The organism is Halobacillus sp. A1-3 (assembly GCF_050971765.1).
Taxonomy (GTDB): domain Bacteria; phylum Bacillota; class Bacilli; order Bacillales; family Halobacillaceae; genus Halobacillus; species Halobacillus mangrovi_B.
Map to the genome: position 1 here is coordinate 265894 of NZ_JBPCEO010000001.1, position 24532 is coordinate 290425.

General features: G+C 43.3%; 24 protein-coding genes. 11 read left to right on the forward strand and 13 right to left on the reverse strand.

Translation table 11 applies throughout. From position 1 onward, the window contains the following. Complete coding sequence (locus ACRYKC_RS01235; protein WP_433804829.1) at positions 1 to 1161, reverse strand: glucose-1-phosphate adenylyltransferase; 1161 nt, start codon at positions 1159 to 1161, stop codon at positions 1 to 3. Further along, on the reverse strand, positions 1151 to 3070 hold the full coding sequence (gene glgB / locus ACRYKC_RS01240) for a 1,4-alpha-glucan branching protein GlgB (RefSeq protein WP_433804830.1): 1920 nt from the start codon (positions 3068 to 3070) through the stop codon (positions 1151 to 1153). Before glgB ends, ACRYKC_RS01235 begins: the two co-directional genes overlap by 11 nt. A 375-nt stretch (positions 3071 to 3445) precedes the next feature. On the opposite strand from glgB, the gene ACRYKC_RS01245 reads away from it, so the two are divergent. The 6 genes from ACRYKC_RS01245 (at position 3446) to ACRYKC_RS01270 (ending at position 6917) form a co-directional block, all read left to right on the forward strand. Then, a complete protein-coding gene (locus ACRYKC_RS01245) occupies positions 3446 to 3859 on the forward strand; it encodes a DUF948 domain-containing protein (protein ID WP_433804831.1) in 414 nt (137 codons plus the stop codon). A gap of 18 nt (positions 3860 to 3877) precedes the next feature. Then, positions 3878 to 4327, forward strand: coding sequence for a DUF948 domain-containing protein (locus tag ACRYKC_RS01250; protein WP_433804832.1), 450 nt, complete (start codon positions 3878 to 3880; stop codon positions 4325 to 4327). Then, positions 4324 to 4542: a hypothetical protein gene (locus ACRYKC_RS01255; RefSeq protein WP_433804833.1), complete on the forward strand. Its 219-nt coding sequence runs from the start codon at positions 4324 to 4326 to the stop codon at positions 4540 to 4542. The genes ACRYKC_RS01250 and ACRYKC_RS01255 overlap by 4 nt, the downstream gene beginning before the upstream one ends. Before the next feature lie 3 nt (positions 4543 to 4545). Beyond that, positions 4546 to 5088 carry a hypothetical protein gene (locus ACRYKC_RS01260; protein WP_433804834.1) on the forward strand — a complete coding sequence of 181 codons (543 nt, stop codon included), beginning with the start codon at positions 4546 to 4548 and terminating at the stop codon, positions 5086 to 5088. A gap of 125 nt (positions 5089 to 5213) precedes the next feature. Beyond that, positions 5214 to 5633, forward strand: coding sequence for an RDD family protein (locus ACRYKC_RS01265; protein WP_433804835.1), 420 nt, complete (start codon positions 5214 to 5216; stop codon positions 5631 to 5633). A 468-nt stretch (positions 5634 to 6101) separates the two neighbouring features. Beyond that, on the forward strand, positions 6102 to 6917 hold the full coding sequence (locus ACRYKC_RS01270) for a ZIP family metal transporter (RefSeq protein WP_433804836.1): 816 nt from the start codon (positions 6102 to 6104) through the stop codon (positions 6915 to 6917). A gap of 63 nt (positions 6918 to 6980) precedes the next feature. Here the strand turns inward: ACRYKC_RS01270 and ACRYKC_RS01275 are convergent, their stop codons facing one another. Next, a complete protein-coding gene (locus ACRYKC_RS01275; RefSeq protein WP_198162705.1) occupies positions 6981 to 7151 on the reverse strand; it encodes a hypothetical protein in 171 nt (56 codons plus the stop codon). Between the two features lie 69 nt (positions 7152 to 7220). Further along, a complete protein-coding gene (locus tag ACRYKC_RS01280) occupies positions 7221 to 8636 on the reverse strand; it encodes an NAD(P)H-binding protein (RefSeq protein ID WP_433804837.1) in 1416 nt (471 codons plus the stop codon). 181 nt (positions 8637 to 8817) lie between these two features. On the opposite strand from ACRYKC_RS01280, the gene ACRYKC_RS01285 reads away from it, so the two are divergent. Next, positions 8818 to 10032, forward strand: a complete 1215-nt coding sequence (locus ACRYKC_RS01285; protein WP_433804838.1) for a dicarboxylate/amino acid:cation symporter — start codon at positions 8818 to 8820, stop codon at positions 10030 to 10032. A gap of 321 nt (positions 10033 to 10353) precedes the next feature. Continuing rightward, entirely contained in the window at positions 10354 to 11727 is a 1374-nt protein-coding gene (locus ACRYKC_RS01290; protein ID WP_433804839.1) for a M28 family peptidase, read from the forward strand. A 48-nt stretch (positions 11728 to 11775) separates the two neighbouring features. Here the strand turns inward: ACRYKC_RS01290 and ACRYKC_RS01295 are convergent, their stop codons facing one another. The 4 genes from ACRYKC_RS01295 to ACRYKC_RS01310 form a co-directional block, all read right to left on the reverse strand. Next, positions 11776 to 12333 carry a cysteine dioxygenase gene (locus ACRYKC_RS01295; RefSeq protein ID WP_433804840.1) on the reverse strand — a complete coding sequence of 186 codons (558 nt, stop codon included), beginning with the start codon at positions 12331 to 12333 and terminating at the stop codon, positions 11776 to 11778. A 13-nt stretch (positions 12334 to 12346) separates the two neighbouring features. Beyond that, entirely contained in the window at positions 12347 to 13255 is a 909-nt protein-coding gene (locus ACRYKC_RS01300; RefSeq protein WP_433804841.1) for a DMT family transporter, read from the reverse strand. A gap of 140 nt (positions 13256 to 13395) precedes the next feature. Then, the gene (locus ACRYKC_RS01305; RefSeq protein ID WP_433805115.1) at positions 13396 to 14562 is read right to left on the reverse strand and encodes a lactate 2-monooxygenase; all 1167 of its coding nucleotides are present in this window, start codon (positions 14560 to 14562) and stop codon (positions 13396 to 13398) included. A gap of 118 nt (positions 14563 to 14680) precedes the next feature. Further along, complete coding sequence (locus ACRYKC_RS01310; RefSeq protein ID WP_433804842.1) at positions 14681 to 14812, reverse strand: hypothetical protein; 132 nt, start codon at positions 14810 to 14812, stop codon at positions 14681 to 14683. A gap of 121 nt (positions 14813 to 14933) precedes the next feature. Here ACRYKC_RS01310 and ACRYKC_RS01315 point away from each other — a divergent pair, with 121 nt between their 5' ends. Continuing rightward, the gene (locus ACRYKC_RS01315) at positions 14934 to 16193 is read left to right on the forward strand and encodes an MFS transporter (RefSeq protein WP_433804843.1); all 1260 of its coding nucleotides are present in this window, start codon (positions 14934 to 14936) and stop codon (positions 16191 to 16193) included. A gap of 76 nt (positions 16194 to 16269) precedes the next feature. Then, positions 16270 to 16692: a VOC family protein gene (locus ACRYKC_RS01320; protein ID WP_433804844.1), complete on the forward strand. Its 423-nt coding sequence runs from the start codon at positions 16270 to 16272 to the stop codon at positions 16690 to 16692. Positions 16693 to 16831: 139 nt separating this feature from the next. On the opposite strand, the gene ACRYKC_RS01325 is transcribed toward ACRYKC_RS01320, so the two are convergent. Then, entirely contained in the window at positions 16832 to 17266 is a 435-nt protein-coding gene (locus ACRYKC_RS01325; protein WP_433804845.1) for a universal stress protein, read from the reverse strand. Positions 17267 to 17523: 257 nt separating this feature from the next. Here ACRYKC_RS01325 and ACRYKC_RS01330 point away from each other — a divergent pair, with 257 nt between their 5' ends. Then, the gene (locus tag ACRYKC_RS01330; protein ID WP_433804846.1) at positions 17524 to 19197 is read left to right on the forward strand and encodes an FAD-dependent oxidoreductase; all 1674 of its coding nucleotides are present in this window, start codon (positions 17524 to 17526) and stop codon (positions 19195 to 19197) included. A 40-nt stretch (positions 19198 to 19237) separates the two neighbouring features. Here ACRYKC_RS01330 and ACRYKC_RS01335 read toward each other — a convergent pair whose 3' ends face one another. The 4 genes from ACRYKC_RS01335 to ACRYKC_RS01350 all read right to left on the reverse strand — a co-directional run bounded on the left by ACRYKC_RS01335 (position 19238) and on the right by ACRYKC_RS01350 (position 24182). After that, positions 19238 to 20542, reverse strand: coding sequence for a PucR family transcriptional regulator (locus ACRYKC_RS01335; protein WP_433804847.1), 1305 nt, complete (start codon positions 20540 to 20542; stop codon positions 19238 to 19240). Positions 20543 to 20713: 171 nt separating this feature from the next. Then, positions 20714 to 22261, reverse strand: a complete 1548-nt coding sequence (pruA, locus tag ACRYKC_RS01340; protein ID WP_433804848.1) for an L-glutamate gamma-semialdehyde dehydrogenase — start codon at positions 22259 to 22261, stop codon at positions 20714 to 20716. A 33-nt stretch (positions 22262 to 22294) separates the two neighbouring features. After that, a complete protein-coding gene (locus ACRYKC_RS01345; protein WP_433805116.1) occupies positions 22295 to 23212 on the reverse strand; it encodes a proline dehydrogenase family protein in 918 nt (305 codons plus the stop codon). Between the two features lie 493 nt (positions 23213 to 23705). Continuing rightward, the gene (locus tag ACRYKC_RS01350; RefSeq protein WP_433804849.1) at positions 23706 to 24182 is read right to left on the reverse strand and encodes a flavodoxin domain-containing protein; all 477 of its coding nucleotides are present in this window, start codon (positions 24180 to 24182) and stop codon (positions 23706 to 23708) included. Between the last annotated feature and the right edge of the window lie 350 nt (positions 24183 to 24532).

A 24532-nucleotide genomic window follows, 5' to 3' on the forward strand; every position in this document is an offset into this window, starting at 1 on the left:
TTAACTGTTAGTTGCGTAGCTGCTTGCAAGTACACTTCCTTGTTCGGCTACAAGGGTAATCTCACTGTCTGGTGATGGATCGCCAATGACTGCGCCATCTTCGACTACTGTACCTTTTGCAATAATCGCACGATGGATTTTAACGTTTTTACCAATCTTCACATCAGGCATAATGACTGAATCTTTTACAACGGAAGATTCACCGACTTGTACACCGTAAAAAATAATTGATGTATCGACGGTTCCGTATATGCGGCACCCTTCGTTGATCAACGCATTATTCACCGTTGCCTGTGGAGCGATATATTGCGGCGGCTGGTTAGGATTTTTTGAATACATGCGCCACTTATGATCATTAAGGTTCAATTCCGGTTCTTTTTTTAACAGGTCCATATTGGCTTCCCAAAGGCTATCTACTGTCCCAACGTCTTTCCAGTAGCCTTCAAACGTGAAAGCCATCAGTTTTTTATAGTCGTAAAGAAGAGCAGGGATAATATCTTTCCCAAAGTCATGAGAGGAATCTTCTTTTTCCGCATCTTCGATCAAGTACTGCTTCAACACATCCCAGCGGAAAATATAGACACCCATCGATGCCAGGTTGCTCTTCGGTTTTTCAGGTTTTTCATCAAATTCGACAATACGGCCGCCCTCGTCCGTGTTCATGATGCCAAAACGACTGGCATCTTCCCATGGAACTTCAATGACGGAGATGGTCGCGTCCGCTCCAGAGCCGATATGGTAATCGAGCATTTCGCTATAGTCCATTTTGTAAATATGATCGCCTGATAAGACAAGAACGTGTTCAGGATCATATTGATTTAAGAATTTTAGGTTACGGTATATCGCGTTGGCTGTACCTGTGTACCAGCCCCCACCTTCGGCCTGCATAAACGGTGGAAGTACGGATACCCCGCCAAATTTACGGTCTAGATCCCACGTGTCCCCAATTCCAATATAATCATTGAGGATCAGCGGTTCATACTGAGTTAGTACACCTACTGTATCAATACCAGAATTAGCGCAGTTACTTAGTGGAAAATCGATGATTCTGTACTTGCCGCCAAAGTATACGGCAGGTTTTGCTATTTGTTTGGTTAGTGATTTCAGTCTGGTTCCTTGTCCACCAGCTAAAAGCATCGCTACACACTGTTTATTTTTCATGATTCTCCTCCTTAGATACTGAAGTTCTCTTCAAGAAGCTCACACCGAGCGGGGGAATCGTCATGGTTATATGCTGATCTTGCCCTTGCCAAGGCTCAGGGATCGTGTGTAAAGGCAATCCGTTTGTTTGCCCTGAACCTCCGTATTGTTCCGCATCGCTCGAGAATATTTCTTTGTATGAGCCATGTTTCGGCACCCCTACTTTATAGTCGTGGTAAACTTGAGGTGTAAAATTACAAACGACAAGTAGTTGATCGTTTGAAGTCCGACTATTGCGTGCAAATGAAACAATGCTTTGCTCATAGTTATTAGGATCGATCCAGAAGAATCCTTCTTCCTTGTGATCCAACTCCCATAAAGCTGGCGTATCTCTATAGAATTGATGCAGCTGTTTAACGTAATTCAACGTGTTGTTGTGAGAGTCGTAATCCAACAGTTCCCAGTCTAGATCCTCTAAATCCTTCCACTCATCGAATTGACCGAATTCACCTCCCATAAATAGAAGTTTTTTACCAGGGTGAGCATACATATAGGCAAGAAACGCCCTTAAGTTTGCAAATTTCTGCCAATAATCTCCTGGCATTTTATTTAATAACGATTTCTTACCATGAACGACTTCATCATGAGAAATCGGTAATACAAAATTTTCAGAGTAGGCATACATAAGTGAAAAAGTAATCAAATTATGGTGGTACTTCCGATGTATGGGATCCATTTCAATGTACTTGAGCATGTCATTCATCCATCCCATATTCCATTTATAGTTAAAGCCAAGTCCTCCTATATAGGTCGGAGCACTGACTAATGGCCAGGATGTCGACTCTTCAGCCATCATTAAGGTATCTGGGATCTCCTCAAATATGGCTTCGTTCATTTTCTTGATGAACTCGACAGCTTCAAGGTTCTCTCTTCCGCCGTATTCATTCAGCTCCCATTCGCCTTCTTCTTTACCGAAGTCAAGGTAGAGCATGCTCGCAACGGCATCTACACGAAGTCCGTCGAGGTGATACTCTTTCAGCCAGTAGATTGCGTTTGAAGTTAAGAAACTCTGAACCTCATTTCTACCAAAATCAAAGGTTAACGTGCCCCACTGGGTCTTTTCTGCTTTGCTAGGGTTCTCATATTCATACAGAGCTTCACCATCAAAACGTCTTAAACCGTGTTCATCTTTACAAAAGTGTCCAGGGACCCAGTCTAAAATGACACCGAGGCCGTTTTGGTGGCACTGGTCAACGAAATATTTAAAGTCATCCGGTGATCCATATCGTGCCGTTACGGAATAATAGCCGGTAATTTGGTATCCCCAGGACCGATCAAAAGGGTGTTCCATGATGGGGAGAAGTTCGATATGTGTATAACCGAGGTTTTTGACGTATGGAATGACCATATCGGCATATTCACGGAAATTATAGAAGACTTCCGGTTCAATGTATTTCCATGAACCTAAGTGAATCTCATAAATGGACATTGGCGATTCGTAGGGATTTTTCGCCTTGCGTTCTCTCATCCATTCATCATCACTCCATGTATAATTGTCCAGCGGGTGGACCACAGAGGCCGTCTCGGGGCGTAACTCACTTGAAAAAGCATAAGGGTCTGCTTTCAAGCGCAGGTGACCGTGAGGGGTCAAAATTTCATACTTATAAATGGTTCCTTGATCAAGGTTAGGAATGAACGTCATCCAAATACCGTTATCGTTGATTTTTTCCATCGGATGCTCTCTTCCATCCCATTGATTGAAATTACCAACAACGCTTACTTGCTTGGCATGCGGGGCCCAGACCGCAAAACGGATTCCTTCTTCTCCATTCTGAGTGTCTTGATGTGCTCCGAGAAGCTTATAACTGTATCGGAGGTTTCCCTGATGAAATAAATAAATGTCATGTTCTAGTGTTGTATCATTGACCACGCCACCACTCCTCTATGGATTATATTTCTATAAAATTTGACATACTGTGATGTCTCTTATCCTTATCATAAAATCACAGTAGTCCTTTTACAATTATAAATCCAATAAATTTTCTGAAAAGTTTTGTCGGTTTTTGTCTAAAATCTGAAAATTTTGTATTCTAGGTTATTATTGGAATAATCTCAGCTATTGTAAGCGTTATCACCAAATCAATCTTGTTAAACCTGTTTGAATACAAAAATTTGCCACTTTATTTTTTTACAAATTATGGATGACCTGAGGTGACAGATAAAGGAAAATAGTCTCATAGGTTTTGTGTTTCATTCAAAAGGGTTAGTGGTATAGCAAACTAAACGAATAAAGAGGTGAATGGTAATGTCATTAGCGGGAATCAGTTTACTCATTATTGCGATCGCTTTCGCATTTATCGCAATTTTCGTCGTTAAAACGTTAAAAGCAGCATCAAGTACAATGAGCAGTGTCTCGAAGACGCTTGAAAAAGTAGAGGGACAGATGCAGGGCATCACAACAGAATCTGAAAGTCTATTGAAGAAGACCAATACGATTGCTGATGATGTTCAACAAAAGACTCAATCCCTCAATGGGTTTGTTGATTCGCTCAACCATATGGGATCCACAATGGGGAACGTCAACAATACTCTCCAAGGAATGGCTGAAAGCGTCGCTCATGCATCCGATCAGTCTGATGACCGAGTCGCCAAGGCGATGCGATGGGGAGATGCAGCCATCGAGCTATACTTAAGGCTCAAATCCAAAAAAACAAAGTAGGAAAGCGAGGTTTTACTAATGGATTATCTAGGAATAGGAGTATTAATCATCGGTATCGCTTTTGCGATCGTATCCATTTTTCTAATTAAAGCTTTAAACAATCTGGCTAATGTACTTGGAGGAGTCCGCAAAACCGTTGATCAGCTTCCTGATCAGCTGGACTCTGTCATGAAAGAAACATCAAACGTTTTACACAACAGTAACGATACACTTTCAGACGTCAATGAAAAGATCAGAGCTCTAAGCCCTCTATTCTATATCGTTGGAGATATCGGGGAATCCTCCAGGAAACTGACTTCATCGCTGGTTGACGTGACCTATTCTTTCAAACAGGGCACCCATGAAGGAGAAAAGAAGATTAACGAAGAAGGCTGGCGAGGCATATATGGTGCCCTTGCTCTCTCCTATTACCTAATGAAAAGAAGAAAAGCCTTGAAATCTATCCAGTTAGAAAGTCAGACACGATGAGCAAAAAAGATTGGATCACTGGCTTGGCCGCAGGGATTGTAAGCGGGATAGGGATTCATAATCTAAAAAAAGAATCACCTGTCTACAAAATGAAATACGACCGTAAGAAGAATGAACTTTATGAAAGCGGGAAAACAAATTATCATATCTATGATTCTGCCAAACATCGATTAAAGGCAGAAGCACAGGAAAATATTAAAATAAAGGGGAAATGATTTATGCAAAACGAAAAAACGACACAACCAACTCAACCGACTCAACCGACTCAAACAGCAGCTACAACGGAGAAGACCCAGACGACGAAAAGAAAGAGCAGTGGTAAAAAGCTGCCTATAGCGATGTTGACAGGCGCACTTATTGGAGGAGCCTTTGTATTAATCAAAGATCCAGAACAAAGAAGACGCCTTAAAGAAGGAACTAAATCCACTAAAGATTCTGTAAGCGGTTATGCATCCGAAGTAAAAGAAGACCCATCAGGCAAAAAGGATGACATTGTGACACGTGTACGAAAAACCGTATCCGTCATCAATGAAGCTGTCGCTACCGTACAGGATGTTATGAACAATCAAGGAAAAGAAATCACAGAACGAGCAAAAGACATTAAAGAAGAATCTGAAGAAATCATCTCAACTGCAAAAGACGCTGGTGAAGACCTACAAGATGCAGGAGAGAAAGCAAAAGAAGCTAAAGATGAGCTGACTACATCAGAAGAAGAAAAATCAGCAGATGAAAAAGTTGTCGAAGTAAATCCTCGCTATTAATCAGGAATACAGTCCAGACCTAAATAAGGTCTTGGGCTGTTTTTTTTTGCACCTCCCCCTTTCCACCCGCATATCCTTTCTTTAAAATGGATAATTAGACATAGAGATATAGAAAGGAAGAGGAAATGAAGCAGCCAGTCGGTTTTGGAAAAAGATTAGCAGCTGGAATTTTAGATGTTTTAATTGTGAGTTTTCCTATCGCTCTTTTAGGGCAGCTCCTATTTAACTGGGAGGTCGACAACTCCTATAGTAATACCATTTATCTTGTTTATCAGTTCGTTTTACCGATTATATGGAGTGGTTACGTTGTCGGTAAGCGGATCTGCGGTATTCGGATTGTAAAACAAGATGGTTCAAACGTTGGCATCTTAACGATGTTTTTACGTAATGTCGTAGGAGGGCTCGTTTATGCGCTCACGCTAGGAATCGGATTTATCGTCAGCGCGTTCATGGTCGCGATAAGAGAAGATCACCGGGCGATCCACGATTTTATTGCTGGAACGTACGTAACGGAAGTTCCTCCTCATGAAATGGATAAACAATAATAGGAAAAAGCTCAGAAAGCGCTCTGAGCTTTTTTATGTGGAGCATATTTAACAACAGTTTAGTTGGCAAAAATACTATGGCGGAACTTATTCAATAACTGAAGGACTCGGTTTTGAGCACTGAAGAAAGCACCCTTACTATGACGAGATATCCCATACATATATCTTATGGGTCTGTTCACCACAAAAAGGGTGGGTTGGCGGGAAAACGGCGAGACTCCCGCGGGAGAAGGAGCTAGGCGAGACCCCACAGGGAGCGCAGCGAAGGAGGAGGCTTGCCAGTTCCCTCGCAGGAAAGCGAGTCGTTTTCCCGCCAACCCCACTCCTCATAACGTAACGGACCCAAGAGAGTCCTCAGGAATAGTTGTCTAGATGAGACAAGAAGGTTAAAGATGCGCATCTGATCAATGGATTGCAATTATAAAACATCCTGCACACTCATAGAATTTTTTAAAGGAGTGTGTGGACATGTTCGATTACATAGAGACATTATCACCTTTACACCAGGCACTATTTGTAACAACGATTACTTGGGGGATGACGGCTTTAGGGGCAGCTCTGGTTTTTACAACGAAGCATATGAACCAAAGAATGCTGGATGCTATGCTCGGATTCGCAGGCGGAGTCATGATCGCTGCAAGTTTCTGGTCATTACTGTCCCCAGCACTAGAGATGGCCGAAAGCCACATTTTCCCTGCATGGATTCCTGTAGCGGCAGGGTTTTTGTTGGGGGCTCTTTTTTTATGGAGCATTGATAAAGTCATCCCCCACCTTCATCCTAACGCATCGATTTTGGAAGCTGAGGGCATCAATCCAATCAGAAAAAAGAGAAGTACACTGCTTGTCTTAGCAATTACGTTACATAACATACCTGAGGGGCTAGCGATCGGCGTCGCGTTTGGTGCTGTTGCAGCTGGTTTCCCCTCTTCCTCTCTAACGGCAGCAGTCGTATTAGGGCTTGGGATATGTATTCAAAATATTCCTGAAGGAGCAGCTGTGTCCCTACCATTACGAAGAGAAGGGATGTCACGCAGACGGAGCTTTTTTTATGGACAGCTTTCAGGGATGGTCGAGCCTTTTGCAGCTATGATCGGGGTTCTGACGGTCACGTTCATTCAGCCACTCCTCCCGATCGCGCTTAGTTTTGCTGCTGGAGCTATGATATTCGTCGTCACAGAAGAAGTAATTCCAGGCTCTCAAGAGAACGGCAACAATGACCTGGCATCTTTATGTTTAATGGTAGGCTTCACTATGATGATGATTTTAGATGTAGCTTTTGGATAACTGAAGATTTTCCTTATGAATAGAAATAGGGTCTGCTTCTACCTGGAGCAGACCCCTTTTTCATTAATTATCATTCTTTATTTCAGGTCTTGCCTCGCGATTTAAATACTCATTTGGTTCTTCGCCAAACTCTACACTATGGTTTTTAAATTGAGCCTTACGCCCATTTCTGTGCTCGCCATGGCTTTTCGTTTCCTTGAACTGCCGATTCGGCTTTTTGTCCTTTTTACTCATTGCCTTCACCTTCCTTAAGCAGGTTATGTTTATTTTTTTCTGTTCAGGTGAAGTTATACATAAAAATCCCTAACTCGGAGAAGACAGAGGCTCTATCTTGGATTGGACTTGCTGCAAATGATTACGAAATAAAGTCATGACCAATAAATGGACCTTTGCTTGTGTGTACTTGTAAAAAAACCACGGAAGTGATGGCATGTAATCGTGGATGGCTACGATCGCTTCAGCTCTATGAGGGATTTTTCGAAATTCCAGCCGGCCTCGGATATTTTTTTGATTGTCAGCAAGCCATCCTCCCGTAATATAGTACAGAGCTCGGTCTGACGTGCTCCGGTCTTCAGAATAGGTCAATTCTAACAGCGGAGTTTTATTAAAAGCGAACCCGATTTGGCAGCTCAGGTTTTCATCCACTCGTGTTTTGACCCAGGGGTTTAACACTCGTTCAAGCCATTTCACATAATATTGAGCTACCCAATCAGCATCCCTGCCATTTGGAATCGGCACGCGCTGGACAGATCGAACGTCATGACGTACGGGAGATAGCGTTAGCCGCTGTTTTTTTGAACGGGTGCCACTTTTCTCAAGCGCATCTGTTGCCGCTTCTTCAAAAGACGTACTTCCATGGCTCCAAACAGGGTGAGTATGTTCTTTCTGAACAGTCATTGGATGGATCAGACTTTCCACCAATGGATAAACCATTTCTTTGGAAGAACCTGTAACTAAACTGACCCATAGGCGGGAAAGATGCACAGTCATGAATGGAACAGGGATCATTTTAGGGTTTTTTCCGCTCATATCTGCTACTTTTTCCATCATTGTTTTATAGGTCATTATTTCTGGTCCGCCTACATCAATGGAGCGGTTGCGAAGTTCATCGTTTCCGACACTGTTGTGCAGCGTTTTTAGTACATCGGCTAAGGCAATGGGTTGTGTTTTTGTTCTTGTCCATTCAGGCAGCAGCATAAACGGCAGCCGTTTCACAAGTTTCGCTAAGATTGGAAAAGAGGATCCTTTAGGACCGACAATGAGCCCCGCTCGTATAGTCGTAACCGGTACTCCATACGCTCGTAGAATGTTTTCCACTTCAAGCCTGCTTGATAAATGGCGTGATAAAGAGGAAGCTTCTTCCGGGATGATTCCACTTAAATAGATGATTTGTTTGATTCCTTGCTTTTTTGCTGCTTGCGAAAAGTTATCAGCAAGGATGACGTCCATATCTTCAAAGGAGCCTTGGGTAAGTTTCGCTGAAGGCATCATAGAGTGTACCAAATAAACGGCGATATCTGCTCCTTCAAGGGCTTTTTCAGCATCAGCCATGGAATACAGATCACAGGAGCGCCAAGTCACATGTTCACTGTCTTCATACCGATCTCCACTACGGGAGAGCGCAATGACTTTCGTATTTTTCGTCAACTTCTTCATTAAGTTTTGACCAATATAGCCGCTAGCACCTGTTAAGGCGACGACGGGTTTTCTATTTTCCATCAGCTCATCCTTTCCTTTCGTTATAGTTGGGGTACCCTAAATACGAAAAGCCTTAACGTTCGAGCATGAACTTTGACATATTCTCTTTCATGCTTTACCTTAATGTAGGAAATATAAATTCTACTATTTTGATAAGGATTAATGGAATTATCCACTTACTCGTAGTAAAAGGAGGGCTAACATGAAAAAATTATGGAATTCATATATAGAGGCATCTTTGATAAAAAAGATCACGGTTGCCTTAATTCTCGGGATTCTGACAGGTTTGATCTTCGGAAAAGACGCTGCTGTCCTGGCGCCGTTTGGCGATTTATTGCTTCGTCTTCTTAAATTCATTATCATTCCACTCATACTCTTTACGTTAATCGTCGGAGTCAACCAGACCAATATCGGAAGCCTTGGACGTATGGGAGGAAAGGTTTTTCTATACTATCTAGCGACTTCTGCTTTCGCCATTCTGGTCGGAGCAGCGATCGCAAGCTTATTCAAACCGGGACAAGGGATGTCCCTGTCAGGTAATGAAAGCGTTGAAGTACCCGAAGACCCTGGCGTTACAAGCGTCCTGTTAAATATCATACCGGATAACATTGTGGTGGCATTTACGGAAATGAACTTGTTAGGCATTATTTTTACAGCGATTGTTTTCGGAATCGCTATTGCCTACTTGCGCTCCACAACGTCGTATAAAGAGATTGCCAACCAGCTTTACAATGTCATCGACGCCTTGAATGAAGTGACATTAACGATAATGAAGGGCATTCTTCAATATGTGCCGATCGGTATTTTTGCCATTATTGCTGAGATTGTCGGCAGCCAGGGAGCTGATACGCTGCTTTCACTAGGGAACTTCATTATGGTATTGTATGTAGCGTTGCTCGTTCAGCTGGCCATTTATATCGGTCTGCTTGCGGTGACGAAAAATTCACCAGCGGCCTTCTTCCGCGAAGCACGCACACCTATGCTTACAGCGTTTGTAACACAGAGCAGCTCAGGAACACTGCCAGTAACCCTGAACGCCGCTAAAAGCCTTGGACTGAACAGAAGCCTGTATGGTTTCAGCCTGCCATTAGGCGCTACGATTAACATGGACGGTGCCGCTATCCGTATTGCCGTATCAGCGGTATTTGCCGCCAATGTCATAGGAGAACCCTTGAGCTTTGTATCCATCTTGCAAGTCGTCATTGTTGGTACACTTGCTTCTGTAGGTACGGCTGGAGTACCTGGTGCCGGAATCATCATGATCGCCACGGTATTCTCCCAGGTCGGCCTGCCAATGGAAGCTGTTGCTCTTCTTACAGCTGTGGATGTGCTTGTGGGTATGGGAGCGACTGCTTTGAACGTAACTGGGGATCTCGTTGGTACGTCCATCATCAATAAGACGGAGAAAAAAGAATAGACTTGCTATAAAGCTGTGGAGAATGATCTCCGCAGCTTTTTTCTGTTGTCAAAAAGGTTCTTTTACAGCTAAGCCAAACTCCTAGCGTAGAAAAAATGAATCATTAGCACCACCCCCTCCCTCATACACTCCCAAGGTTTCATTCTCCTGTACGTTATTCCCTATGCTTTCGACATCATCTTTAAAATTCTAACAAGACGATATAGGAAATTCGTATATCCTCTAGTAACTATCCTAAAATTCCAATAAAACCTAATATTTGCCATATTTTGATAAATTGCCATATAGTAAATTTATAACTTAACTAAAGGAGGAAATAGAATGCCTAAGAAAGCGCTTACTGTCCTGCTGGCAGGAGGTTTAGTCCTTAGCTCTGCTCCTGCAGCCGTTGTTGATGCTAACCCGCATGCACCAAATGCTCTGTCTGACCATGCTTTTGACAACAAGATTATCAAAAAGATCAAAGAAGATCGTATGTACAATCAAATTGCTCTCTTGTCCGAAAGTCCTCGTGAAGCTGGAACCCAGGGAGAATACAATGCGGTCCAGTACATTAAGAGCGAGTTTGAAAGCTACGGGTATGAAACAGAATTACAACCGTTCGAATTCGAATCAGGGTGGGAAGGGACTTCGACCATTTCTATAAATGGGACAGATTTTGATGGGGACGTTCACACCTTTAATGGCTCTGTTAATGGCACAGCACAAGGTTCTCTTGTTTATGTCGGCCTGGCTAATGACGTAACCGCTGACCTTGACGGGAAAATTGCATTGATCGAACGTGGAGAAATCAGTTTTTATGAAAAGGTTCAAAATGTGCTGGATCAAGGTGCTGAAGGAGTTATTATGTTTAATCGTGAAGGAGAGGAAGGTAATGACTTTGGCTATACATACGATGGACAGGACATTCCTGCTGTAGCCATCAACCGTGATGCCGGACTTCAGCTTGTTGAGCAATTAGAGACAGAAGAAGTAACGGCAACCGTTTCTGTAGAAGGATCCAAACCGATCTATGGTACTTCTTACAACGTCATTGCAACGAAGAAGCCGCACAAAAATAAAGACACTGGCCAAATCATTACAGTAGGTGCCCACCATGACTCCGTTGAAGGCGGCCCTGGTGCAAATGATGACGCTTCTGGTGTGTCCGGGGTTCTTGAGCTTGCAAGAATTATGGCCAAAACACCAACAGATACCGAATTGCGCTTTATGACGTTTGGTGCAGAGGAGAAAGGGCTTGTGGGATCTTACCACTATGCGAGCACGTTAAGTCAAGATGAAGTCGATCGTACGGTTGCTCATTTCCAAATGGATATGATCGGCAGCAAAGATGCTGGTGACTTGATTATGTTTACACCAGATGGAGAAAAGAACCTTGTGACTGATCTCGGGGCTGCTGCTGGTGCAAGAGTTGCTGAGGAAATGGTAGAATACGGACAGCTTGGACGCAGCGACCACGTTCCATTCTTTGAGCGCGGCATCCCTGCAGCCTTATTCATTCACGCACCGCTTGAGCCGTGGTACCACTCTCCTGAAGATACGCTAGATAAAATCAGTAAAGAGAAACTTAAAGAAGTGGTTGAGATTGTAGGTTCTGGTGTATACCAAATTGCCAGACCAGATACACCTGCACTGGAGAATGCAAAAGTGGCTCCAGGACCAGTCGATTATGATTTTGAAGATCGTCCATTATAGTAACGTAAAAAGCTTGCAGGAACCGTTTCCTGCAAGCTTTTATTTTATTTATCCCCTTTGCAGCTTAATCTCTTCAAGGCGCTGCCTCTGCTCTTCTGGCCACCAGGCCCCGCAATCGCTCGATACAACACAGGCGGCACAGGTTTTAAGATCATACACTTTCATGCCTCGAATCGGTGGCGAGTACAAGTGCAGGGTGACAAGCGGTTCTTCGCCCTGGCTCCCCATTTTGTGAATCCCTTTTTTAGGGGCAAAAAAGAGCTTCCCCTTTTCTTTAATCTCTGTAAAAAGCGGCCTCGGAAGCTCATCCCCTTTCGCTTTGTAAATTGTCTGCTTCGTATTACCGCTCATAACTTGGATCCAGCCGGAGGAATGACCGTGATCGTGAGGAGCGCATGCAATGTCAGCCCAATTCATCACGATCACTTCCACATGGTCATCTTCATAGAGCATTTGGCGGTAGTATGGTTTTCCATCGGGATCGTGCAAAAATTCCTCCAGTTCCTCTAGTGAAACATCTAAATCCAGAAGCGCTTTTTTCAAGTCATCTGGCTGATGAGATTTAAGACCCGAGAACTTTTCACGAATCCTTTTATTAACCTCCATCTCCTGTTCCTCCCTATTTAAAGGTTTTCCCTGGTCTAAACCTTTCTTGAACGAGCATGACCCCGAGGATGATCAAGCATCCTCCAAGGAGTGAGGATGCCATGAATCGTTCATTCAAAAGGATGATAGCGGCAACCAGTGTAGCTAACGGTTCAAAATACATAAACACAGACACTTGAGAAGCCTGCATGACTTCAAGTGCCTTTGCCCAGTACCAATAGGCAACAGCTGATACGAAGATGCCTAAAAAAAGCAGATGGGCCCAATGCTCGGATTCTAGAGTCGCAAGCTGGTTGAGACCGTCGTTCCGAACGAAAAAAGGCAGAGTCATGATAAAGCCGATCATGCTCATATAAAATGTAACGACAAGAGAAGGCATGGGAATCGCGAGCTTTTTTAATAGTACAGAATAGACCGCCCAATTTAATGTGCTCGCTATCATCAAAAAATAGCCGATGCTAAGTGAAAATCCGAATGATTGGCCGTGTCCCACTGTCGTTATTAGTAGAACCCCTGCTACAGCAATGCTGACCCCTATCACCTTTCCGAGACTTAATTTTTCCTGCAAAAATATCAGGGATAATAAGACGGTAAAGATCGGTGATAAGGAAATGAGCCAACCGGCATCGGATGCTTGAATCGTTAAAAGAGCAGATGCCTGAACGACCTGATGCACAAAGACTCCAAGAATGCCGAGAACGAGTAAATGAGGCACGTAAGCAAGCTTAATTTTTAAAGGATAACGAAACAAAACAACGAGTCCGAAGAGAAACATGGCTCCTATCCCAAAACGTACAACTAGTAATGAGAAAGGATCCATTTTATCCAATACCGCTTTTGTGGAAACAAAGGAGACTCCCCAAAAGGTGATGGAAAGCAATGCATAAAGGGAGGCACCGAATCTGAAATGAGAGAGGCTCATGAGAGACGTCCTTTCTTATGAAGTCTCTCTTCAATATATGCGGTAATTGGACAGGCATGAGAGTAGAGTTATAGCACAGGAACACCGTTAGAGCCAAAAGAAGCGGTTCCCAGAAAAATCAGGAAACCGCCGGTTGACAATCAATCTATATTCATAAGTGCCGATCGACTCAAATCTCCAATTGACTTCTGACCCGCCAATGCCATTGTCAAATCCGCATCAGCCAAAAGGTTTCTCAAAACTTCATGCACTCCTTGCTCCCCTGCTACAGCAAGGCCATACATACATGGCCTTCCGACTAAGACAGCTCTCGCTCCCAGCGCCAGGGCTTTGACGACATCAGACCCTCTACGGATTCCACTGTCCATTAACACTGGAATTTCGTCTCTGACCACATCACAAATTAATGGGAGGGCATCCAGCGCACTGATTGCACCGTCCACCTGTCTTCCGCCGTGATTGGAAACGATAATCCCATCCACCCCATGCTCCATAGCAAGCTGAGCGTCCTCAGGGTGAAGGATTCCTTTTAACAAAATCGGCAGGCTCGTATGCTGCCTCAAAAAGGAAAGGTCGCTCCACGTCAGCCCTGGATTTCCAAATGTCTGTGTCCAGTGCATGATCGCAGCGGTCGGATCCTCCTCAGGGGACACTGGCAATTGAGAACGGAAAGCAGGATCCGTTAGGTAGTTCCCTACTCCTTCTCCGATTAAAAATGGTAAGTATACATTCTTCAGATCATACTCGCGCCAGGCCATCATTGGAGTGTCTAAAGTTACAACAATTGCTGAATACCCTGAAGCTTCCGCCCGCTTCAAGAAACTTGCTGTCACTTTCGGATCTTTGTTCCAGTAAAGCTGAAACCACCTCGGCGCATCCCCCATGACACCTGCTATTTCCTCCATCGACTTCGTAGACGCTGAACTTGTAATATAAGGCACTCCCATATCCGCCGATGCTTTAGCTGATGCGAGTTCTCCATCAGGGTGAATGATCGACTGGACACCTATCGGGGCATGCATGAATGGTGCCTCGTACGTTTGTCCAAATAATTCAACCGATAAATCACGGTCCTCTACATCCCGAAGCATGCGGGGGACAATTTTCCACTCGTTAAAGGTGCGTAAATTCGCATCCATTGTCTCTTCTCCGCCTGCACCCCCAGCTACATAATAAAAAGGACCGTCATCAAGCTTTTCGCGTGCGAGTGCCTCCCATTCTTCATATTTGACTGGAAGCCTTTCGGGATCAGGATTTGGCATTGTCTGATAAACCTTGAACTGAACCTGGTTGCCAAAATTGGACATTCTGTTCATTTCCTCCCTCATAAAATGGTACATTATGGATTATGTTTTCATTCTATCACACTAGATTGATAGCGTTTACATTTTTTCGAGAGGGCACTTCAATTGGATATCTCTTGGTTCACATTGATAGATTTTCCAGAAGTTTTACACCTTGCTCATAAAACACCTTTGTTGTCTTGTGTGTCCGATCAAATTTATTCAGCATCGTATCGTCTATATCCTTTCCGGATAATGATTGAATCGTAATCATCTTTTTCCTCTTTTCTAAATTCCGCCTCTGGACGGAATAGATTTCGTTCCCTGGCTCATCGTCGGATGACAGTCAGAGTCTTAAACTAATAGTAACAAAACAAACAAAGGCGGGATGATTCATGTCAGTAAAGGAAGCAGCATTGGTTACGAATGAAAAAACAGAAAGCATACCATCGGTTTTTAAAAATAAGAATTTTCTTCTTTTATGGGGAGCGGCCCTTCTATCCAGCTTCGGGATCTCCTTTTTCCTTTTTTCCCAAAGCTGGTATGTCGTCAACGTGCTGAACTTGGAAGCTTCTCTCGGGTTCATTTATATTGCAGCAAGTATTCCCAGGTTGTTATTTATGATCATTAGCGGCACCGTAGCCGACCGCTACAGCAAAACGAAAATCATGTTTTTATCCGACTTTCTGCGAGGTATCCTTTTAGCAGGCCTTGTCGTCTGGTTTTTGTTTGGTGGAATTACGTTATGGACATTTGTTGGCTTCGCCTTTTTCTTCGGAATTCTCGATGCTTTCTTCTGGGCAGCGGAAAGTGCGGTCATTCCGGCTATCGTCCATAAAGAAAACTTGACGCGTGGGAACTCGATTATCCAGATGACGAACCAAACGTCATTTATTCTAGCACCTATGATTGCTGGTGTCCTTATTGCTTATGGAAGTTATGTCACAGTATTCGTGACAACCGCCGTTATGCTAATCATCGCCAGCTTGCTCGTCTTTTCTATGAAAATTAAAGAGGAGACTTCGCAGCAAGAAAATAAAGAAAAAGCGTTCTGGGACACGTTTAAAGAGGGGATTGTCTATGTAAAAGAGTCACGCGTCCTGACGCTAATTGTAATGGCGACGATATTCCTGAACTTGTTTATCGTAGGACCAATGTCGATGGGGCTTCCCTTATTTGTTAAAAACATCCTAAACGGAACAGCAGTCGATTTCAGCTTTCTCGAGGCGGGCCTCGCTGGTGGAATGCTCATCGGATCGATCCTGATCGGCGTTTTGAATGCGAAGAAAAATCGCGGAAAGCTGACGTTAACTACACTGGTCCTATCTGGCCTCGCTTTTACGGGATTAAGCTTCACGAACGAGTTATGGCAAAGTATTGTCATGTTGGGACTATTCGGCATGTGCCTCTCTTTTTCCAATATCTCTTCGATATCCGCGATTCAAAGTATTATTGATGAAAAAATATTAGGACGTGTGATGGGATTAATTTCTCTTGCTTCAATGGGGCTGATTCCTGTAAGTTATGCGGTTACTTCCGGGGTGCTTGCTTTAGGAGTTACGATCGATCATATTATGGCGGTTGGAGCTGTTTTAGTCTCCTTATTTGCCACATTTGTTTTTCTCACATTTAAAGAGCTGAGAGATCTTGACTAGGAATGGAAAAATCTTGCTCATGGACAGGAGTAAGAATAAGATTAAATTGAAGCTATTTTCAAAAGGAGGAATAGGTATGATTGTAGGAATTCACCCTTATTTGATTTTAGATGGACGCGGACAAGAAGCTATTAAGTTTTACGAAGAGGCTGTAGAGGCGGAAATCTTGAACGTTCAAACATTTGGAGAAATGCCCTCGGATCCAGAAAACCCGATCCCCGACGAATTAAAGGACCGTGTTATGAATGCCCATATGAAAGTGGGAGGAACGGACCTGATGCTATCGGATACGCATCCTGATCAGCCCTATCAACTGGGACAGCAACTATCGATTGCCATTATAATCAAAAATGTTGAAAAATCCCGTGAAGTCCTCGAAAAGTTACGTGAAGGCGGTTCAGTAGATATGGAATTGCAGGAGACGTTCTGGAGTGCTGCTTACGGCCAAGTGACCGATAAGTTTGGGGTGCTATGGCAAGTAAACACAATTTCTGAGTAATACTTTCTGAGCTATGATTTGATGACGGAGCGTCAGAAATATGTGCATCCGAGGACTCAATCTCATTTCTGACGCTTTTAAGCCATAACGATGCACATCATAAAAAATGTCTCCCTTACTTAGAAGGAAGACATTTAAATTATTTTATTACAAGGACAGGGCAAGTCGCATGCTGGACAATGTTGTTACTTACACTCCCAAGGAAAATCCGCTTCACGTTACCTAACCCACGGCTGCCCACAATAATAAAATCAATATCATTGTCTTCGGCATACTCACATACCTTTTCCCCCGGGTTATTTTCTAACTCTCCAACAAGGACAGTTGTGACAACGGAGACATTCTCTGATTCGATCTCTTGTTTGATTTCCTGCAATTCAAATTCATAGTTTTTCGCCAATTCATCGCCTATTTGCTTAGAAACAGCTTTGTTTGTGAATGGTCCTGTAGGTTTGACGACGGAGACGATGTGAATCTCTCTTTCCGGTGTTTCCACTGAATGATTTTTCGCTTCCAGTACAGCCTCTTTGCTAGGTTTACTGCCATCATAAGCGACGAGGATTTTTTTAGTCATGGGGAAACCCTCCAAGTTTAAAGATTTTATTATCTAACCTACACCTTTATTTTATCATATTTGAGAGCGTTTTCCCATGGGATATGAGGCTTCTCACCCTATTTGTGAATTTTGTCACAAAATATACATGGGTGGGTATATTGAAATCTGGTTTATTCGGTAGTACAATTTATTTATCAACTGATTGTGAATTAATTCACATCTTTTATCTAATTTAATACCCTATAATGTATTTAATTCTGGAGGAGTGAAGCTTGATGGCTAAAAAAATAATTATTGTCGGCGGCGTGGCTGGAGGAGCTACAGCTGCAGCAAGACTGCGTAGACTTAGTGAAGAAGATGAAATTATTATGATTGAAAAAGGAGAGTACATCTCTTTTGCGAATTGCGGGCTGCCCTATTACATCGGTGACGTGATCACCAACCGGGATTCCCTGCTTGTTCAAACGGTTGAAGGAATGTCCAGGAAATTTAACCTTGATATCCGCAACCTAAGTGAAGCCATCGGCATCGACAGGGAGAATCATACGCTTTCTATCAAAGATTTGCGTACGGGCGCCATATATAACGAAAGCTTTGATCGATTGATTCTATCTCCAGGCGCACGGCCGATCGTCCCTCCTTTTGAAGGGCTTCAGGAAGCCAACCATGTGTTTACCTTGAGGTCTGTGCCAGACACAGATCAGATCAAGGCATGGGTGGATAACAAACAACCAGAGAAAGCTGTAGTGATTGGCGGAGGTTTTATCGGTTTAGAAATGGCAGAAAACTTAGCCCACCGCGGAGTAAAAGTAACTCTGGTCGAATTAGGAAATCAGGTGATGGCACCACTGGATTATGAAATGGCTTCTCTAGTTCATAAGGAACTAGTGGATAAAGGAGTTCAGCTCATTTTAGAAGATGGAGTGAAATCCTTTGAGGACGAAGGAGAAACCATCGTTTTGGAAAGCGGGATGAAATTATCCAGTGATCTTACGATTTTAGCCATCGGAGTCCGTCCTGAAAACGAGCTAGCCGTACAGGCAGGGCTTGAAGTCGGCAAACGGGGAGGAATCATTGTCAACGAGCATCTCCAAACAGAAGATCCTGACATTTATGCCATTGGGGACGCCATCGAGGTCAAAGATTATATTCAGCAAGTACCAACAATGGTACCGCTCGCCTGGCCAGCCAATCGCCAGGGAAGACTGGTGGCTGATCATATCAATGGAAAAGAGGCTGCCTATCGGGGAACGCTCGGGACTTCTGTTGCAAAAATATTCGATCTAACCGTTGCAGCAACAGGAAATAATGAAAAAGTTTTATCAAGATTAGGGATTGAATCAGAAGTGGTTCATATCCATCCGGCTTCCAATGCTACCTACTATCCAGGCGGCCAGCCACTTGCGCTGAAACTGATATTTGACCCTGAAACAGGCAAAATATTCGGCGCCCAGGCTGTTGGATACAAAGGGGTAGAAAAACGAATCGATGTCATTGCTACAGCGATCAAAGGCGGATTAAATGTGGCAGATCTGGCAGATTTAGAGCTTGCCTATGCCCCTCCTTATTCTTCAGCTAAAGACCCTGTAAATATGGCGGGTTATGTTGCTTCCAATATCGTTGACGGAGAAGTAAACATCGTTCAATATCATGAGATCGATAGAATTGTTGAACAAGGCGGCTTGCTTGTTGATGTCCGCGAGCCGGAAGAAAGAGAAATCGGCTTTATTCCAGGATCCATCAATATCCCGCTTGGGGATCTGCGAGATCGAATGGAGGAGCTGCCAAAGGAACAGCCCATCTACATTACTTGCCAAGCTGGACTTCGCGGCTACCTCGCTACGAGGGTTTTAAAGCACAATGGATATGAATCTAGTAATTTGAGTGGAGGATACAAAACCTATCAAGCTGGTAAACGCGTATGGAAAGAAAGCGTCGTTCAATCATAATCATAAAGGAAAGGGCAGCCATGGCGGCTGCCCTTCTGTTTTATTGTAATGCAGCTATATAGCGCTGATAGTACGCTTCTACGTTGTTGAGAAGCAAGAGTTCTGTGTACAAGTATGCCTTCATATTGAAATTTGAAAAATCGATGTTCGTCAGATCCTGAATTTGCTTAATACGGTAGTTGAGCGTGTTTGGATGAATAAAAAGCTCATTTGCGGTCTGTTTTCCTTTTCCGTTATTACTCATATAAACCTCAAGCGTTTTTAACAGGTCTGTCTGCTTCTCTGCGTCATTTTGGATGAGAATAAGCAAGTCTTCACTGTAGTAATCTTCGGAGCTGTTTTTCTCATATAGAGCAGCCAAATAGCGATAAATACCAAGTTTAGCAAATTCACGCGGCATCGACTCCGGGCGCGGACTGATGAAGTTGGCTGTCTCGATGACTTCAAGCGCTTCAAGAAAGCTTTTTCTCATAAAATATAAGCTTGTGTATTCCTTCCCGACGCCTATCAGATAATTATAGAAATTATCATCCTGCATATCTTCTTTCACATCTTCAATGAACGAACGGGCGAGCCTCCTCGATGAGAACTTCTCATCTTTACTCCCTTCTAAAACGAGGATGATCTGAAACTCAGATTTCAAGAACTGAATCCTCTTTCTAAAGTTGGAGCGCTCAATCGTCTTTTCCAAATAATCGAGCATGTACGTGTATTGCGGGGCGACGACCGAAAAGACGAGCACAGAGAAACGTTCCGGCAAATTCAGCTTAGCAAGCGAAGCTTCATGACGAAACTGGCTTTCACTGCCGTACTCATGATGCAACAGTTGCCAGAGCAGCTTTTCCTTTTTTCCTTCTTTGGCATTGGCCTTCGTATACACATCATAGACGAGCTTACCTAAGTGAGGAGTCACTTCCTCAAGGAAGTCCAATTCTTCCTGGTTCATCCTTTGGTCAGACTCCTGAACCCATATGTACGCCATCGTGTGACCCAAATGCTTCGCTGCGATAACGATCCGCTGCTCAAAACCTAATTCTTCAATCGGGTGTATACGGATCGGGTCTGGATTCCTCTCTAATTTTTGGACAATCCCTTCTTTTTTCAAACGATCGATAATAAAGATAGGACATTTTTTTGAGAGGATGGTCTTCTGCTGGGTTTGATCGAAATCATCAAAGGACGAACTATACGAAATCAGTTCAAAATTTTTATTCTCTATGATGACTGGCTTCTCCAGCTTGGAACTAATAAGCTCAGTCGCTTTATGAATGTCGTCGGTCTGCAAGATCAAATCTTTTATTTCCATTCGAATCCTAACCTTTCCAAAGGGAGCTGAAACGTACATAGATATTACCCTCCATTATATCGATTTAGTCTTGAAAGAAAAAGGAAAATCATTTCCTGCTTGGATTGGATAGGTGAAAGGAGTGACAGGTGGTGAATTTGACGATCGATCTTAGAGTGTGAAAAAGCTCAGAGTCTCGAGGACTCTGAGCTTTCCACTCTATGGTTCACCTTAGTATTTTTCAGAGATTGTCTTCGCTTGCATGTGAAGCGCAAGATAATCTGGGCCTCCAGCTTTGGAATCCGTACCGGACATCTTGAATCCGCCGAATGGCTGGTAGCCGACAATTGCGCCAGTGCAATTACGGTTGAAGTACAAGTTACCTACGTGGAAGTCGTACTTCGCTTTTTCAAGGTGATCGCGGTTATCAGAGATTACAGCGCCAGTCAGGCCGTATTCTGTATTGTTAGCGATATCGATTGCTTCATCAAAGCTTTTCGCTTTTGTAAAGCAGACGACAGGTCCAAAAATCTCTTCCTGCTGCATGCGGGAATTAGGATCAAGATCAGCAAAGACTGTAGGCTCGATGAAGTACCCTTTAGAATCGTCGCCTTTACCGCCTGTAACGAGACGCCCTTCTTCTTTACCGACGTCCATGTAGCCCATGATTTTATCAAATGCACTTTGGTCAACAACTGGTCCCATATAGACATTTTCCTCAGAAGCGTTACCTACTGTAAGCTTTTCTGTACGTTCTTTGACCATTTCAAGCACTTGATCGTAGACATCTTCGTGAACGACCGCACGGGATCCTGAAGAACACTTCTGTCCAGAGAATCCGAATGCAGAAACGATGATCGCCTCAGCTGCCGTTTCAAGATCTGCTTCTTTGTCGACAACGACAGTATCTTTACCACCCATTTCAGCGATGACTTGTTTCAAGTGGTTTTGACCTGCTTGAATTTCAGCGGCACGCTTGATGATGCGTGTACCTACATCGCGGGATCCTGTGAAGGAAATAAGTGCTGTCTTCGGATGATCGACAAGGTAGTCACCCACTTCGCCGCCGCTACCAGGCACAAAGTTCAAGACACCTTTCGGAAGACCTGATTCTTCAAGCACTTCAACGAATTTCGCTGCGATGACAGGGCTGTTACTTGCTGGCTTCATCACGACCGTGCTTCCTGTAACAAGCGGTGCAACCGTCGTACCAGCCATAATCGCAAATGCAAGGTTCCATGGTGGAATGACAACAGCTACTCCAGTAGATGTGTAGATATAGCGGTTTTCTTCACCTGGACGGCTCTCGACCGGCTTGCCTTCTTTCAGCTCGATCATTTGACGACCGTAATATTCAAGGAAGTCAATCGCTTCTGCTGTATCGGCATCAGCTTCTTTCCATGGCTTACCTACTTCGTAAACGAGATATGCAGAGAACTCATGCTTACGGCGGCGGATCTTGCTTGCTGCACGGAATAGAATTTCAGCGCGAGCACGCGGATCCCATTTTCTCCAATCTTCAAAAGCAGTTGCAGCCGATTGGACCGCTTTTTCAGCTAATTCAGAATTTGCTTTGGATACCGTTCCTACCACTTGCTTCGTGTTGGCAGGGTTTGTAGAAGTAATTTGATCATCTGTACGGACACGTTCGCCATCGATGAGTAGGTCGTGTTGCTGCCCCAACTCTTCTTTTACTTGTTTTAAAGCTTCCTCGAATGCTTTTTTGTTTTCCTCGATTGTGAAATCTGTAAATGGTTCGTGTTTGTAAGGCTGTACCATGTGAACATGCTCCTTTCAAAATGATAAAATTTTTTATTTGCTGAAAATACCTTTGAGCGCAAAAGCAATATTGGCCGGACGCTCAGCGAGACGCCGCATAAAGTATCCGTACCAATCCTCCCCGTAAGGAAGATAGACGCGGACGTTATAGCCCTCTTTCACCAAATCAGCTTGCGTCTGGTTGCGCATCCCGTACAACATTTGGAATTCATACCGGTCTGTCGGGATGTTGTGTTTCTTCACTAAATTCTTCGTAAACTCAATGATGGCGTCATCATGACTGGCAACCGCTGTATAGTTCCCGTTCAGCAGATTCTTTTCAATCATCTGCTTCAAATTGTCATCCACCATTTTCTTCTCAGGAAAGGCCACTTTACCAGATTCTTTGTAAGCCCCTTTCACAAGTCTTAAATATGGATCATAAGGATCAAGCTCGTCTAAGTCTCCACATGAGCGGTAGAGGTAGGACTGGATGACTGTACCCAAATTGGAATACTTGGATTTCATCGTTTTGTAGATCTCCAGTGTAGCCTCACACCTTGAGGAGTCCTCCATATCAATGGTGACGGTCACCCCATGCTTTTCTGCTTCCTGCAAAATGTTTTCCATATTTTCATAGACAAGCTCACGACTGATATCCAGCCCGAGCGATGTCAATTTAAGAGAAACTTCTGATTGAAGCTGATGCTGAGCAATGGATTGTATCGTATGGATGCATTCCTGCGCTCGCTCTTTTGCTTCTGATTCACAGTTCACAAACTCACCTAAATGGTCGACAGTGACCTGTAACCCTTCTTGGTTCAATTGTTGTATTAACGGAATTGCCTGGGAGAAGGTTTCTCCTCCAACTATCTTGTCAGCCCCAAATCTCGTGCCGAAACGCTTTGCTAAGCGGTCTAACAACTTGTTGTTAGAAAGGTATAAGAAAAAATTCTTACTGATGGCTTCCAAGATCACCACACCCCTTTCATCTCGCCTATTTGAACCAAGCGGTTTTACTTTAGGTGAAATTCAAATATTTTTATATTTTTTATTGTTAAGAAAATTGTAACGAATAAGTGAAGGCCCTTACAACGTGTCGAGACCACAAAGATACTACCCAAGTTTTATAGTTTAACCACAACGACTAAACGGAAAGGCCCCTCAGGTCATCCATAATCTGGATGACCTGAGGGGCCATTATTTACCATTTACGAGTCGGAATCTATATCTTTATCGATTTTTACTGAAACAATTGTGCTTTAGAGAAAGGTTTGGGGCAGCTCTCAGACGTTGATATCAAAGGAGTAAGTCAGGACCGATCTGGATGACGGGGAAAATCCTACACTATAGTTTGATAGACATGTCCTTCTATTTCGAAAACAATTATTTACCATCAATTTACCACCTCAGCTCATCCAGAAATTGGATGAGCTGAGGTGGGGGATAATTCAAAAACACTCCTTTATCCTTCAATTGTATGAGCGAATTGTTTAATGACTGGTGAAGAAAGTTTAGAGACACTTTCTTCGATGCCTCTCGCGCGGAGCGTCATCTTCTCAAAAGCACTTAACTTACGAAAATCAAATTCATATCCAAATACTTCTTTCACCACTGCATGAACGTAAAGCTCATAAGGGAACGCTTCTTCCAACTCTTCTTCTTGAACAAACAGATCCTCTACCCCAGCACAGATAAATAATCCAATTCGCTTTTGTAAAAGCGTTTCCAGATGGTTGTACACATAAGCCAAGAGCTTCTTATGTAATCTGCCCATATAAATTGGACCACCAAGAATAACCTGATCGAATTCTTCCAAATCGACTCCCCGTGCGTTCTTAACGTTCACAATTTCCACTTCACTTGATAACTGCTCTTTTAACAACTGTACAGCTTTTTCTGTACTTCCATGTTTCGTTGCATATATAATGACTGTTTTCATAAGGATCCTCCTAACGAATTACTTAACTTAATTCTTTAAAACGGATTATTCAATGGATACAACATGAATTCAGTACTTTTCCTTGTAATCATTGATTTTCCATTCAAACCCTATTACAATTTTCTACCTAAACTTGCTCGATACCTCACAATCTACGTCGACACTTCTATTCTATCCTTTTATTAAGACTAGAGTAATAATGGAGTATGACTAATCTGTGACCTATCTGTTTAGAATTTGTGAACAATTAGAAGGTATAAAAAAAGACTCCTAGATTGGAGTCTTGTTGGACAGCTTAATAGAAATTAGATGAAGTCATTTTCGAAGCATAACGTAGCTTGGGTTATAAT

What these genes read in the sequence shown, in the direction of transcription:
- ACRYKC_RS01235 (WP_433804829.1), bottom strand. Translation starts at nt 1,161, where the DNA reads ATGAAAAATAAACAGTGTGTAGCGATGCTTTTAGCTGGTGGACAAGGA.
- ACRYKC_RS01245 (WP_433804831.1), top strand. Translation starts at nt 3,446, where the DNA reads ATGTCATTAGCGGGAATCAGTTTACTCATTATTGCGATCGCTTTCGCA.
- ACRYKC_RS01250 (WP_433804832.1), top strand. Translation starts at nt 3,878, where the DNA reads ATGGATTATCTAGGAATAGGAGTATTAATCATCGGTATCGCTTTTGCG.
- ACRYKC_RS01255 (WP_433804833.1), top strand. Translation starts at nt 4,324, where the DNA reads ATGAGCAAAAAAGATTGGATCACTGGCTTGGCCGCAGGGATTGTAAGC.
- ACRYKC_RS01260 (WP_433804834.1), top strand. Translation starts at nt 4,546, where the DNA reads ATGCAAAACGAAAAAACGACACAACCAACTCAACCGACTCAACCGACT.
- ACRYKC_RS01265 (WP_433804835.1), top strand. Translation starts at nt 5,214, where the DNA reads ATGAAGCAGCCAGTCGGTTTTGGAAAAAGATTAGCAGCTGGAATTTTA.
- ACRYKC_RS01270 (WP_433804836.1), top strand. Translation starts at nt 6,102, where the DNA reads ATGTTCGATTACATAGAGACATTATCACCTTTACACCAGGCACTATTT.
- ACRYKC_RS01275 (WP_198162705.1), bottom strand. Translation starts at nt 7,151, where the DNA reads ATGAGTAAAAAGGACAAAAAGCCGAATCGGCAGTTCAAGGAAACGAAA.
- ACRYKC_RS01280 (WP_433804837.1), bottom strand. Translation starts at nt 8,636, where the DNA reads ATGGAAAATAGAAAACCCGTCGTCGCCTTAACAGGTGCTAGCGGCTAT.
- ACRYKC_RS01285 (WP_433804838.1), top strand. Translation starts at nt 8,818, where the DNA reads ATGAAAAAATTATGGAATTCATATATAGAGGCATCTTTGATAAAAAAG.
- ACRYKC_RS01290 (WP_433804839.1), top strand. Translation starts at nt 10,354, where the DNA reads ATGCCTAAGAAAGCGCTTACTGTCCTGCTGGCAGGAGGTTTAGTCCTT.
- ACRYKC_RS01295 (WP_433804840.1), bottom strand. Translation starts at nt 12,333, where the DNA reads ATGGAGGTTAATAAAAGGATTCGTGAAAAGTTCTCGGGTCTTAAATCT.
- ACRYKC_RS01300 (WP_433804841.1), bottom strand. Translation starts at nt 13,255, where the DNA reads ATGAGCCTCTCTCATTTCAGATTCGGTGCCTCCCTTTATGCATTGCTT.
- ACRYKC_RS01305 (WP_433805115.1), bottom strand. Translation starts at nt 14,562, where the DNA reads ATGTCCAATTTTGGCAACCAGGTTCAGTTCAAGGTTTATCAGACAATG.
- ACRYKC_RS01310 (WP_433804842.1), bottom strand. Translation starts at nt 14,812, where the DNA reads ATGATTACGATTCAATCATTATCCGGAAAGGATATAGACGATACGATG.
- ACRYKC_RS01315 (WP_433804843.1), top strand. Translation starts at nt 14,934, where the DNA reads ATGTCAGTAAAGGAAGCAGCATTGGTTACGAATGAAAAAACAGAAAGC.
- ACRYKC_RS01320 (WP_433804844.1), top strand. Translation starts at nt 16,270, where the DNA reads ATGATTGTAGGAATTCACCCTTATTTGATTTTAGATGGACGCGGACAA.
- ACRYKC_RS01325 (WP_433804845.1), bottom strand. Translation starts at nt 17,266, where the DNA reads ATGACTAAAAAAATCCTCGTCGCTTATGATGGCAGTAAACCTAGCAAA.
- ACRYKC_RS01330 (WP_433804846.1), top strand. Translation starts at nt 17,524, where the DNA reads ATGGCTAAAAAAATAATTATTGTCGGCGGCGTGGCTGGAGGAGCTACA.
- ACRYKC_RS01335 (WP_433804847.1), bottom strand. Translation starts at nt 20,542, where the DNA reads ATGTACGTTTCAGCTCCCTTTGGAAAGGTTAGGATTCGAATGGAAATA.
- pruA (WP_433804848.1), bottom strand. Translation starts at nt 22,261, where the DNA reads ATGGTACAGCCTTACAAACACGAACCATTTACAGATTTCACAATCGAG.
- ACRYKC_RS01350 (WP_433804849.1), bottom strand. Translation starts at nt 24,182, where the DNA reads ATGAAAACAGTCATTATATATGCAACGAAACATGGAAGTACAGAAAAA.